This window comes from Flavobacterium sp. (assembly GCF_046153165.1).
Classification (GTDB): Bacteria; Bacteroidota; Bacteroidia; order Flavobacteriales; family Flavobacteriaceae; genus Flavobacterium.
The window spans coordinates 38,207-50,479 of sequence record NZ_JBJXEN010000010.1; the positions used below are offsets into that span (position 1 = coordinate 38,207).

Sequence of the window (12,273 nt, forward strand, 5' to 3'; positions counted from 1 at the left end):
TTATGTTTATTTTAACTAAAGTTCGAATTTGGCTTTAACCTAATTTTATGATTAATACCTACTTTTGTATTAAAATAAAACCAAATGGCTAGGTACGTAGAAAACGATTTACCAAAATCAAAAATAAATGCAAGTTCATTAAACAAGGCAAAATTAATATTCAAATATGCTGGAAATCATAAATGGAAATTCTATGTCGGACTAGTATTTTTATTGCTAACAGGCGCAACTGCATTAGCATTTCCTAAGTTAATGGGAATGTTAGTAGATTGTGTAAAAAACAAAAATTTATCACAAGCAAACAATATTGCTTTAGGATTAGTTGGTATATTATTATTTCAATCTTTCTTTTCTTTCTTCAGAATATCATTGTTTGTAAACTTTACCGAAAATACACTAGCCAATTTACGATTAGCCTTATATAGTAATTTAGTAAAACTTCCTATGAGTTTTTTTACTCAGAAAAGTGTGGGAGAGCTAAATAGCCGTATAAGTACTGATATAACTCAAATTCAAGATACATTAACTAGTACAATAGCTGAATTTTTACGTCAATTTATTCTAATTATTGGAAGTTTTGCATTGCTAGCAAGCATTAACATTAAACTTACCTTAATGATGTTGTCTGTCGTTCCATTAGTAGCAGTTGCTGCAGTTTTTTTTGGGAGATTTATCAGAAAATATGCGAAAAAAGTACAAGATCAAGTTGCGGAGAGCCAAGAAATCGTTGTCGAATCGATGCAAGGAATTAGTATTGTAAAAGCATTTGCAAACGAATGGTACGAAATTGCTCGTTACAAAAACAAAATTAACGAAGTTGTTAAAGTGGCCATAAAAGGTGGGAATTACCGTGGATATTTTGCTTCTTTTATCATTTTTTGCCTTTTCGGAACCATTGTAGCTGTTGTTTGGTATGGCGTAACATTAAGTATTAATGGGGAAATGACTGTGGGAGAATTAATTTCATTTGTATTATATTCAACTTATGTAGGTGCATCTTCTGGAGGAATTGCCGAATTATACACTCAAATTCAAAAAGCAGTTGGAGCAACAGAACGTGTTTTCGAATTATTAGAAGAAACTCCCGAAAGAATAAATACAGTTCAATCATCAATTAAAGAAAAAATAAAAGGAGAAGTAACTTTTCAGAATGTGGCATTTACATATCCTTCTCGAAAAGAAATTCAGGTATTGAAAGATGTCAGTTTCAAAGCTACTTTTGGTCAAAAAATAGCCATTGTAGGTCCAAGTGGTGCTGGAAAATCGACTATATCCTCCTTATTACTTCGTTTTTATGATATAGAGAGTGGTTCTATATTAATAGATGATAAAAATATTTATGATTATGATTTAGAAAATCTTCGTGGTAATATGAGCATTGTACCACAAGATGTGATTTTATTTGGTGGAAGTATTAGAGAAAACATTGCTTACGGAAAACCAGATGCTACCGAAGAAGAAATTATGAATGCTGCTAAACAAGCCAATGCACTTAACTTTGTAAATGGATTCCCTGAGAAATTTGAAACTATTGTTGGAGAACGAGGTATCAAATTATCTGGAGGACAACGTCAACGAATTGCTATCGCTAGAGCTTTACTAAAAAACCCTAGTATTTTGATTCTTGATGAAGCTACCTCATCATTAGATAGCGAGAGTGAAAAACTAGTTCAAGAAGCACTAGAAACATTAATGGAAGGAAGGACTAGTATCATTATAGCACACAGATTATCAACCATTAGAAATGCCGATACAATTTTAGTTCTTGACAATGGTGTTGTTGCAGAACAAGGAACACATAAAGAGCTAATAGAAATAGAAAATGGTATTTATAAGAATTTAAGTAATTTGCAGTTTAGGGATTTTTAGAAACAAATCATTTTATGAGAACAATAAATGTAAAATATAATTCATCTTGCAATTATAGTTTGTTTGAAAATGACATTGAAATTGGCAATCTAATATACAAAGACCAACGATTGTCATTTGCTATATATAAGACTAAAGTAAATAATTATTATGTTATTAACGAGAGTACCTTTTTTAAACATGAATTTAAAATTATTCATAATCAAAAAAATATTTTTGGAATAAAAATAAAACAAAATTGTCGTTTTACAATAGTCAATTTTGAAAATGAAAAAACATATACTTTAAATCAAAGCGGCTTATTATTTAGAAAAGGTCAACCATTAAGTTATCAAGGAAAAGTGATTATTCAAGTAAAACGTAAATTTAATTGGAAAAAGTTTAGAACCGAATATATTATGAATTCAAAATTAGATAATTGTGAAGATCATTTCTTTTTTATAGCAATATATTGTGAAACATATTATGATAATTTTCTAACAGACTAAAAAAAACTCCAGAGAAATCTGGAGTTTTTTGTATCAAATAGAAAAATTTTTATTTGATATATTCTATTTTTTGAACCTCTTCAGCATTTACACTATCAAAAAAGCCTTGAGCACTCATCCATTCGTCACTAAATACTTTACTCATATAACGAGAACCATGATCTGGAAAAATAGCAATTACATTGCTGTTTTCATTAAACTCTCCTTCTTCGGCATACTGCAAAATAGCTTGCATAACTGCTCCTGAAGTATATCCTACAAAAAGTCCTTCGGTTTTTGCAATATTTCTTGTCATGTGAGCACTTTCTTCATCGGTCACTTTGACAAATTTATCAATCAAATCAAAATCAGTAGCAGTAGGAATTAAGTTTTTTCCCAAACCTTCTATTCTGTATGGGTAAATTTCATCATTATCAAACTCTTTTGTTTCGTGGTATTTTTTTATCACAGAACCATAAGCATCTACTCCTAAAATTCTAATATTTGGATTTCTTTCTTTCAAAAACTTTGCAGCACCAGAAAGTGTTCCTCCTGTTCCTGTACAAGCAATTAAGTGTGTTATGTTTCCGTTCGTTTGTTCCCAAATTTCTGGACCTGTACTTTTATAATGTGCTTCAATATTTAAATCATTAAAATATTGATTGATATATACTGAGCCTTTTGTTTCTTCGTGTAAACGCTTTGCTACATTATAATAAGAACGCTCATCATCAGCAGATACATGAGCTGGACAAACATATACTTTTGCTCCCATACTACGCAACATGTCAATCTTGTCGGCAGATGATTTAGAGCTTACTGCAAGTATACAATCATAGCCTTTTATAATACTAACCATAGCCAAACTAAATCCTGTATTACCAGAGGTCGTTTCTATAATTGTATCTCCAGGCTTGAGTATTCCTTGTTTTTCCGCTTCTTCGATAATGTATAACGCAATTCGGTCTTTAGTAGAATGTCCAGGATTAAAGGCTTCCACTTTAGCATAAAAGTTACCTTTTAAATCTTCGGTAATTTTATTGATTTTAATAAGTGGTGTGTTACCTATTAGTTCTAAAACGTTATTGTATGCTTGTATATTTTGTTTCATATAATAGTTAATCGAGGCATTATTTTTGAAAATTTAATAACTCCAAAACTCTGCAAATTTATAAAAAAAAATTTAATTATTTCTTAATTCCTTCTAAATCTAACAAAAAACTAAATTCTTTAGCAACTTCTTTGAGTGCCTCAAAGCGTCCAGAAGCTCCTCCATGGCCTGCATCCATATTTGTATCTAAAAAAAGTAAGTTATCATCTGTTTTTAAAATCCTTAATTTCGCTACCCATTTCGCTGGTTCCCAGTACTGTACCTGTGAATCATGAAGTCCAGTCGTTACTAGCATATTTGGATATTTTTGTGCCACAACATTGTCGTATGGCGAATAGGATTTCATATAATCATAATACTTTTTTATATTAGGATTCCCCCATTCGTCATATTCTCCTGTTGTTAGCGGAATAGTATCATCGAGCATTGTGGTAATTACATCTACAAAAGGAACTTGAGCAATAATTCCGTTATATAATTCTGGTGCTTGGTTTATTACTGCTCCCATGAGCAATCCACCTGCTGAACCACCTTCGGCATACAAATGTTTAGGTGATGTATATTTTTTAGAAATTAAATATTTAGAACAATCTATAAAATCTGTAAATGTATTTTTCTTTTTCAATAATTTTCCATCATCATACCAAGGTCTTCCTAAATCTTCTCCTCCTCGAATGTGTGCTATGGCAAAAACAAATCCACGATCTAAAAGACTTAATCTAGTTGTTGAAAACGTGCAATCCATAGAGTAACCATAAGAACCATAAGCATATTGTAACAATGGATTACTTCCATCGAGTTTCACTCCTACTTTATGAATCATCGAAATAGGAATTTTAATTCCGTCACCAGCTGTAGCCCAAAGTCTTTTTTCTATATAATTATTCTTATCGAATTTTCCGCCTAAAACTTCCTGTTCTTTTTTAATTTCTTTAGTTTTTGTTCTCATATTAAAATCGATAACCGAAGATGGTGTAGTTAAAGATTGATAACCGTAACGAAGTATTTCGGTGTCAAAATCTACATTAGCACCTGTTGATGCCGAATAGGTTTCACTATCAAAAGGTAGATAATATTCTCCTTCACCACTCCATGGCATAATTCTTATTCTATGTAAGCCATTTTCGCGTTCTTCAACGACCAAATAATCTTTAAAAATCTCGATATCTTCTAACAAAACAGATGAACGATGCGGAATAACTTCTGTCCAATTTTCTTTTGATGTTGACGTTTCTAATGTTTTCATCAATTTAAAATTCTCTGCCTCATCTTTATTAGTCATAATATAAAAACTATCACCGTAATGATTGATACTATATTCTAAACCACGAACACGTTTTTGGAACATTCTAAATTTTCCATCAGGATTATCGGCTTCAAGAATTTGATATTCAGTTGTAAGTGTGCTTCCAGACTCAATTGCTAAATATTTTTTAGATTTTGATTTAGCAATGTCTACATTATAAGTTTCATCTTTTTCGAAATAAACCAAAACATCTTCTGCCGATTTTGAGCCTAATTTATGCTTAAAAATTTTGTCCGAACGCAACGTAACTTCGTCTTGTGTTGAATAAAAAATAGTAAAATTATCATTTGCCCAAACAGCAGAACCAGATGTGTTTTCTATTTTATCCGATAAAATTTCGTTTGTTTCTAGATTTTTTATTTGAATGGTATATATCCTTCTTCCTACAACATCCGAACTAAAAACAGCTAATTTATTATCTGGACTAACTGTTAATCCACCCAACTGAAAATAAGAGTGTCCTTTTGCCATTTCGTTGCAATTGAACAAAATTTCTTCTTTTGCTTCTAAATTCTCTTTTTTACGAGAATATATAGGATAATCTTGTCCTTTTTCGAAACGAGTAATATAATAATAACCGTTATATAAATAAGGTACCGACTGATCATCTTCTTTGATTCTAGACTTCATTTCTTCGAACAATTCCTTCTGAAAATCCTTCGTATCAGCAGTCATTTCATTATAATATGCATTCTCTTTATTCAGATAATCAATAACTTCTGGATTTTCACGATTATTAAGCCAATAATAATTATCAATTCTTATATCATTATGTATTTCTAAAGTATGAGGTTTTATAAGAGCTTGAGGTGGATTTATTTTTTTATGCATTTCTTGAGCGTAAATTTTATTATTTGGAAGTACAAAAATAAGACAAAGAACACTTAAAGTAAGTATCTTTTTCATAATAAATGAAATTGAATTTATAACTTGCAATTTAGTAAATTTGCAGTAAATAATTTTAAAATTACAATAATGGATTTAATGGGAATGATGGGAAAATTAAAAGAAACCCAACAAAAAATAGAAGATACAAAAAAACGTTTAGATACTGTTCTTATAGACGAGCAAAGTACTGATGGTTTACTTAAAATAACTCTGACAGCAAACAGCACTATAAAAAATATTTCTATTGCAGATTCTTTATTAGAAGATAAAGAGCAATTAGAAGATTATCTAATTTTAGTCATGAACAAAGCTATTGAAAAAGCTGCAAAAGTAAACCAAGCCGAATTAGACGCTGTTGCAAAAGTAGACATGCCTATGATTCCTGGTATGGAAGATATGTTTAAATAAAAACCAAATTCATAAAAAAAATCGAGCCATTTCTGAGCTCGATTTTTTTTATGAATTTATTTTAAGATTTATCCTAAAACTTCTTTTACTTTTTTACCAATTTCTGCTGGAGAATCTACTACGTGAATACCACATTCTCTCATAATACGTTTTTTTGCTTCAGCCGTATCATCAGCTCCACCTACAATTGCACCTGCATGCCCCATTGTTCTTCCTGCTGGAGCAGTAACTCCTGCAATAAAACCAACAACTGGCTTACGGTTACCATCAGCTTTTATCCAATGTGCTGCATCAGCTTCTAGTTGACCTCCAATTTCTCCAATCATTACGATACAATTAGTCTCTGGGTCATTCATTAACAACTCAACAGCTTCTTTTGTTGTAGTTCCAATAATTGGATCTCCTCCAATACCAATTGCTGTTGTTATTCCTAATCCTTGTTTTACAACTTGATCAGCAGCTTCGTAAGTTAATGTTCCTGATTTAGAAACAATTCCTACAGTTCCTTTTTTGAAAACAAAACCTGGCATAATACCTACTTTTGCTTCACCAGGTGTAATAACTCCCGGACAGTTAGGTCCAACTAAACGACAGTTTCTTCCTTTAATATAATCATTTGCTTTAATCATATCTGCCACAGGAATACCTTCAGTAATTGTAATAATTACCTTAATTCCTGCATCAGCAGCTTCCATAATAGCATCAGCAGCAAAAGCTGGTGGCACAAAAATAATAGTTGTATCTGCACCTGCTTGTTCTACAGCATCTTTTACAGTATTAAAAACTGGACGATCTAAATGCGTAGTTCCACCTTTTCCTGGTGTTACACCACCTACAACATTTGTTCCGTATTCGATCATTTGTTCAGCGTGGAAAGTTCCTTCGCTTCCTGTAAATCCTTGAACTATTATTTTTGAATCTTTATTAACTAAAACACTCATGATATATTTTTTATGTTATTTTTTTATTGTGTTGCAAAAGTATGAAATAGTAATTAGTAATTAGCAATTAGCAATTAGTTTTTTAAGTCCTTTTGCTAAATTTATATATTTTTATGACAACTGACTCATTTGAAATCCGCGATATAATTTTCCGTCTTTTAATTCCCAAATAACTATAAAATGTGCCAGAATCATTTCTTCTCTTGGATTCTCGATTGTCTTTATATAATGGCTATATCTTACTGTAACTTTGTTATTATCCTCTAATAAATGTGTAATATATACTCTAGAAGAATGATATGCTTTGCCCATCTGGTTAACAATATTTACCATTTCTTCTTTATTCATTTGAAGAAAACCTTTGCTACTATTCCAATCTAATGAAACATCCGGATGCATATAGGTATCCAATAAAGTACTATCTAGAAAAACATTAGACTTATAAAAATCTTTGACTAATTCTTTTGCGGTCATCTTCATTTAAGTTTATTTATGATTTCTGGAATTCGTTTTATATTGGCTAATTGTTTTAGTTTTTCTCGAGATTCTTCTACTGGAGTACCAAAATAAGATTTCCCTCCTTCAATAGATTTAGTAACCCCTGTTTGTCCCATAACAACTGCTTTTGCGCCAATTGTAATTCCACTAGTTGTACCTACTTGTCCCCAAAGTGTAACCTCATCTTCAATAATTACGCAACCAGCAATTCCTGTTTGTGAAGCAATTAAACATTTTTTTCCAATGATGGTATCATGTCCTACGTGAACTTGATTGTCAATTTTTGTTCCTTCACCAATAGTTGTATCACCAGTAACTCCTTTGTCGATAGTACAAAGTGCTCCTATGCCTACATTATCTTCAATAATCACACGGCCACCAGAAATTAATTGATCGAAACCATCTGGACGTTTTTTGTAATAGAAAGCATCCGCACCTAGAATTGTTCCTGCGTGAATAATCACGTCATTTCCAATAATAGTATTATCGTAAATTGAAACATTAGAATGAATGAGACAATTTTCGCCAATTACAACATTGTTTCCAATGAAAGAATTGGGTTGAATAACGGTTCCTTTTCCTATTTTGGCAGAAGCCGAAATAGCAACATTTGATGCTTGAAAAGGTCTGAAATGATTTGTTAATTTATTAAAATCCCGAAACGGGTCATCAGAAATCAACAATGCTTTACCTTCAGGACAAACTACATTTTTATTTATTAAAATAATCGTTGCAGCCGATTGTAATGCTTTATCATAATATTTGGGATGATCTACAAACACAATATCTCCTGCTTCTACTACATGAATTTCATTCATACCTAAAACAGCAAAATTATCATCACCTACATATTCGCAGTTAATAATATTTGCAATTGCTGCAAGAGTTTGTTTTTGGGGAAATTTCATCAAAAATTATTTTACACGTTCCATATAAGAACCTGAAGCGGTATCAATTTTTATTTTATCTCCTTCATTTATAAACAAAGGAACATTTATAGAAGCCCCTGTTTCTACCGTAGCAGATTTTGTAGCATTTGTAGCGGTATTTCCTTTTACTCCTGGTTCAGCATAAGTAACTTCTAAGATTATTGATGCTGGCATATCTACAGAAAGCGGTAAATCTGTTTCGGTATTTACTTGTACCATTACATTTGTTCCTTCTTTTAGTAAATCTGGAGCGTCAAGTATTTTTTTATCTAAGGTAATTTGCTCAAAAGATTCGATATTCATAAAATGAAATTGATCTCCTTCAGCATACAAATACTGATAAGTGTGTGTTTCTACACGAACTTCATCTATTTTGTGCCCCGCAGAAAAAGTATTATCTAATACTTTTCCGTTTGTTAAACTTTTTAGTTTTGTACGAACAAAAGCTGGTCCTTTACCAGGCTTTACATGTAGGAATTCGATAATTTTATAAATATCATGATTAAATTTGATACACAATCCGTTTCTTATATCTGATGTAGATGCCATTTTTTATTTGTTTATTCTGTTATTTATTAATTTGTTTAATCGTTATTTTTTAATCGGTTGACCTAATTAACGATTAAATGAGAAGATCTATACTCCCGTATATCCTTTCATAATACCTCTAGAGGAATTTCTTATAAAACCTAAAATTTCATCTCTTTCTGGAGTAGCTTCCATTTCTGCTTCAATAATTGCTAAGGCTTGAGAAGTATTGTAATTTTTTTGATATAGGGTTCTGTATATACTTTGAATTTCACTGATTTTTTCGGTAGTAAATCCTCTTCTTCTTAGCCCTACAGAATTTATACCTACATAAGATAAAGGTTCTTTTGCTGCTTTTGTATAAGGCGGAACATCTTTTCTTACTAGAGATCCTCCTGAAACCATAGCATGATCTCCAATAGATATAAATTGATGAATGGCTGCTAAGCCACCAATGATTGCAAAATCACCAACTGTAACGTGACCAGCAAGTGCTACACCATTTACCACAATAGCATTTTTTCCTATATGACAATCATGTGCAATATGTGCCGTTGCCATAATTAGACAATTGTCACCAATAGTTGTTTGCCCTGAAGCAATTGTACCTCTATTTACAGTAACACATTCTCTAATTGTAACATTATCTCCAATTACGGTAAGTGAATCTTCTCCTCCAAATTTCAAATCTTGTGGTATTGCAGAAATTACTGCACCAGGAAAAATATTACAATTTTTACCTATTCGTGCTCCTTCCATAATAGTTACGTTAGAACCTATCCAAGTTCCGTCGCCAATAACTACATTATTATGTATGGTTGTAAATGGTTCTATAACTACATTTTTGGCAATTTTTGCGCCTGGATGTACATATGCTAATGGTTGATTCATATTCTTATTGTTTTTTAGCAATTTGCGCCATTAATTCTGCTTCGGCAACTAATTTTCCGTTTGCATAAGCATGGGCTTGCATGTGACAAATTCCTCTTCGTATTGGTGTTATCAAATCACATTTGAATATTAATGTATCTCCTGGTAGTACTTTTTGCTTGAACTTTACGTTATCTATTTTCATAAAATAAGTAAGGTAATTTTCTGGATCTGGAACAGAACTTAAAATTAAAATTCCGCCTGTTTGCGCCATTGCCTCAACAATAATTACACCTGGCATCACTGGAGCTCCTGGAAAATGACCAACAAAAAACGTTTCGTTCATTGTTACATTTTTTAAACCTACAACGTAGCTATCTGTCATTTCGATAATTCTATCTACAAATAAAAATGGTGGACGGTGTGGTAAAATACTCATAATTTTATGAATATCCATCAGAGGTTCTTTGTTTAAATCATAAACCGGAACATAATTGCGTTGTTCAGCTTTAATAATTTTAGACATTTTTTTTGCAAATTGAGTGTTTACAAAATGTCCTGGTTTATTAGCAATTACTTTCCCTTTTATTCTTGTCCCTATTAGTGACAGATCTCCCATCACATCAAGTAATTTGTGGCGAGCTGCTTCGTTAGGATAATGTAAAGTTAGATTATCTAAAACTCCATTTGGTGTAACAGAAATTTTATCTTTTCCAAAAGCTATTTTTAATCTATCCATCGTTTCGGCAGAAATTTCTTTATCTACATAAACAATAGCATTATTTAAATCTCCTCCTTTTATTAATCCGTTTTCTAATAATGTTTCTAATTCGTGTAAGAAACTAAAAGTTCGGCAATCGGCAATTTCAGTTTTAAACTGGCTAATACTTTTCATGCTTGCATTTTGAGTACCTAATACTTTTGTACCAAAATCTACCATAGCAGTTACACAGTACTCCTCAGCTGGCATAACAATTATTTCGCTTCCTGTTGCTTCATCTATATAAGAAATAACTTCTTTTACAACATAAACATTTCTTTCAGCATTTTGTTCTGCAATTCCTGCTTTTTCGATAGCTTCTACAAAATATTTAGAAGAACCATCCATGATTGGAAGTTCTGAAGCATTTAATTCGATAATAACATTATCTAAATCGCAACCTACTAATGCGGCTAGAACATGCTCTGGTGTTTGAATTTTTACTCCTAATTTTTCTAAATTTGTACCACGTTGCGTGTTTACAACATAATTTGCATCAGCTTCAATTATAGGCGAACCTTCTAAATCTACTCTAACAAAAGTAAACCCACTATTTATTGGTGCTGGTTTAAAAGTTATTTTTACTTCATTACCAGTATGAAGTCCAACTCCTGTAAGAGAAATTTCGTTATTGATGGTTTTTTGTTTGACCATAATTATTTTATTATTTTTTTTAATTCTTCTAATTCACCTACAATTTTCGGAAGGTTTTTAAAATGCACATATGATTTACTATATTCTGAATACCCAAATGACGGGCTTCCTTGTAAGGTTTCATTGTCTTTAATATTTTTACCAACTCCAGATTGTGCTTGTATTCTTACATTATTACCAATGGTTAAATGTCCTGCTATTCCCACTTGACCTCCTATCATACAGCTTTTCCCAATTTTTGTAGATCCTGCAATACCTGTTTGCGCTGCAATTACAGTATTCTCACCAATTTCTACATTGTGAGCTATTTGAATTTGGTTATCTAGCTTTACCCCTTTTCTAATGATTGTAGAACCTAGAGTTGCTCTATCTATTGTGGTACAAGCTCCAATATCTACATTATCTTCGATAATTACATTTCCAATTTGAGGAACTTTACTATAAACTCCTTCTTCGTTTGGCACAAAACCAAAACCATCAGCACCTATTGTTGTTCCAGAATGAATTGTACAATTACTACCTATTTCGGTTTCTGAATATATTTTAGCTCCTGCAAAAATAATTGTATTATCTCCAATTTTCACATTGTCACCTATGAAACTATTAGGGTAAATTTTTACATTTTCGCCAATAATTACATTTTCGCCAATGTAACTAAAACTTCCTAAATAGAAATTAATTCCGTGTTTTGTCGATTCAGGCAGCACACAAGGAATTTCGATACCTACTTTATTATTTTTTACTTGATTATAAAACTCTAATAATTTTGCAAAAGATTTATATGCATCCTCCACTTTTATTAATGTGGTTGTTATTGGATTTTCAGGAACAAACGTATTGTTTACAATAGTTATTGTTGCTTTTGTTTCGTATATAAAGTTTGCATATTTAGGATTTGCTAAAAAAGTTAAGGAACCTTCGGTACCTTCTTCTATCTTAGATAATTTAGAAACTTCTGCTGCTGGATTCCCAACAATTTCTCCTTCTAATATTCCGGCTATCTGTTCGGCTGTAAATTTCATCGTGACAAAAATATAAAAATTT

The 12,273-nt window shown here is 31.6% G+C and carries 12 protein-coding genes; 3 read left to right on the top strand and 9 right to left on the bottom strand.

Annotation, left to right across the window (positions count from 1 at the left end):
* Window positions 1-84 precede the first annotated feature (84 nt).
* Window positions 85-1,869: an ABC transporter ATP-binding protein gene (locus tag ACKVOV_RS01455; RefSeq protein ID WP_409205001.1), complete on the top strand. Its 1,785-nt coding sequence runs from the start codon at window positions 85-87 to the stop codon at window positions 1,867-1,869.
* Window positions 1,870-1,883: 14 nt separating this feature from the next.
* Complete coding sequence (locus ACKVOV_RS01460; RefSeq protein WP_409205002.1) at window positions 1,884-2,357, top strand: hypothetical protein; 474 nt, start codon at window positions 1,884-1,886, stop codon at window positions 2,355-2,357.
* Between the two features lie 49 nt (window positions 2,358-2,406).
* Here the strand turns inward: ACKVOV_RS01460 and ACKVOV_RS01465 are convergent, their stop codons facing one another.
* Together ACKVOV_RS01465 and ACKVOV_RS01470 are read right to left on the bottom strand one after the other, a co-directional pair.
* Entirely contained in the window at window positions 2,407-3,447 is a 1,041-nt protein-coding gene (locus ACKVOV_RS01465) for a PLP-dependent cysteine synthase family protein (RefSeq protein WP_409205003.1), read from the bottom strand.
* Window positions 3,448-3,523: 76 nt separating this feature from the next.
* Window positions 3,524-5,584, bottom strand: a complete 2,061-nt coding sequence (locus ACKVOV_RS01470) for a S9 family peptidase (RefSeq protein ID WP_409205032.1) — start codon at window positions 5,582-5,584, stop codon at window positions 3,524-3,526.
* Between the two features lie 144 nt (window positions 5,585-5,728).
* Between ACKVOV_RS01470 and ACKVOV_RS01475 the strand changes: the two genes are divergently transcribed.
* Window positions 5,729-6,049 carry a YbaB/EbfC family nucleoid-associated protein gene (locus tag ACKVOV_RS01475; RefSeq protein WP_409205004.1) on the top strand — a complete coding sequence of 107 codons (321 nt, stop codon included), beginning with the start codon at window positions 5,729-5,731 and terminating at the stop codon, window positions 6,047-6,049.
* 68 nt (window positions 6,050-6,117) lie between these two features.
* Here the strand turns inward: ACKVOV_RS01475 and sucD are convergent, their stop codons facing one another.
* The 7 genes from sucD to lpxD form a co-directional block, all read right to left on the bottom strand.
* On the bottom strand, window positions 6,118-6,990 hold the full coding sequence (gene sucD, locus ACKVOV_RS01480; RefSeq protein WP_409205005.1) for a succinate--CoA ligase subunit alpha: 873 nt from the start codon (window positions 6,988-6,990) through the stop codon (window positions 6,118-6,120).
* A 111-nt stretch (window positions 6,991-7,101) separates the two neighbouring features.
* On the bottom strand, window positions 7,102-7,470 hold the full coding sequence (locus tag ACKVOV_RS01485; RefSeq protein ID WP_409205006.1) for a nuclear transport factor 2 family protein: 369 nt from the start codon (window positions 7,468-7,470) through the stop codon (window positions 7,102-7,104).
* Window positions 7,467-8,396, bottom strand: a complete 930-nt coding sequence (locus tag ACKVOV_RS01490; protein ID WP_409205007.1) for a UDP-3-O-(3-hydroxymyristoyl)glucosamine N-acyltransferase — start codon at window positions 8,394-8,396, stop codon at window positions 7,467-7,469. Before ACKVOV_RS01490 ends, ACKVOV_RS01485 begins: the two co-directional genes overlap by 4 nt.
* Before the next feature lie 6 nt (window positions 8,397-8,402).
* The gene (gene efp, locus ACKVOV_RS01495; RefSeq protein WP_409205008.1) at window positions 8,403-8,966 is read right to left on the bottom strand and encodes an elongation factor P; all 564 of its coding nucleotides are present in this window, start codon (window positions 8,964-8,966) and stop codon (window positions 8,403-8,405) included.
* 87 nt (window positions 8,967-9,053) lie between these two features.
* Window positions 9,054-9,836 carry an acyl-ACP--UDP-N-acetylglucosamine O-acyltransferase gene (gene lpxA / locus ACKVOV_RS01500; RefSeq protein ID WP_409205009.1) on the bottom strand — a complete coding sequence of 261 codons (783 nt, stop codon included), beginning with the start codon at window positions 9,834-9,836 and terminating at the stop codon, window positions 9,054-9,056.
* Between the two features lie 4 nt (window positions 9,837-9,840).
* On the bottom strand, window positions 9,841-11,229 hold the full coding sequence (locus ACKVOV_RS01505) for a bifunctional UDP-3-O-[3-hydroxymyristoyl] N-acetylglucosamine deacetylase/3-hydroxyacyl-ACP dehydratase (protein ID WP_409205010.1): 1,389 nt from the start codon (window positions 11,227-11,229) through the stop codon (window positions 9,841-9,843).
* Between the two features lie 2 nt (window positions 11,230-11,231).
* Window positions 11,232-12,251 carry a UDP-3-O-(3-hydroxymyristoyl)glucosamine N-acyltransferase gene (lpxD, locus tag ACKVOV_RS01510; protein ID WP_409205011.1) on the bottom strand — a complete coding sequence of 340 codons (1,020 nt, stop codon included), beginning with the start codon at window positions 12,249-12,251 and terminating at the stop codon, window positions 11,232-11,234.
* Window positions 12,252-12,273 lie beyond the last annotated feature (22 nt).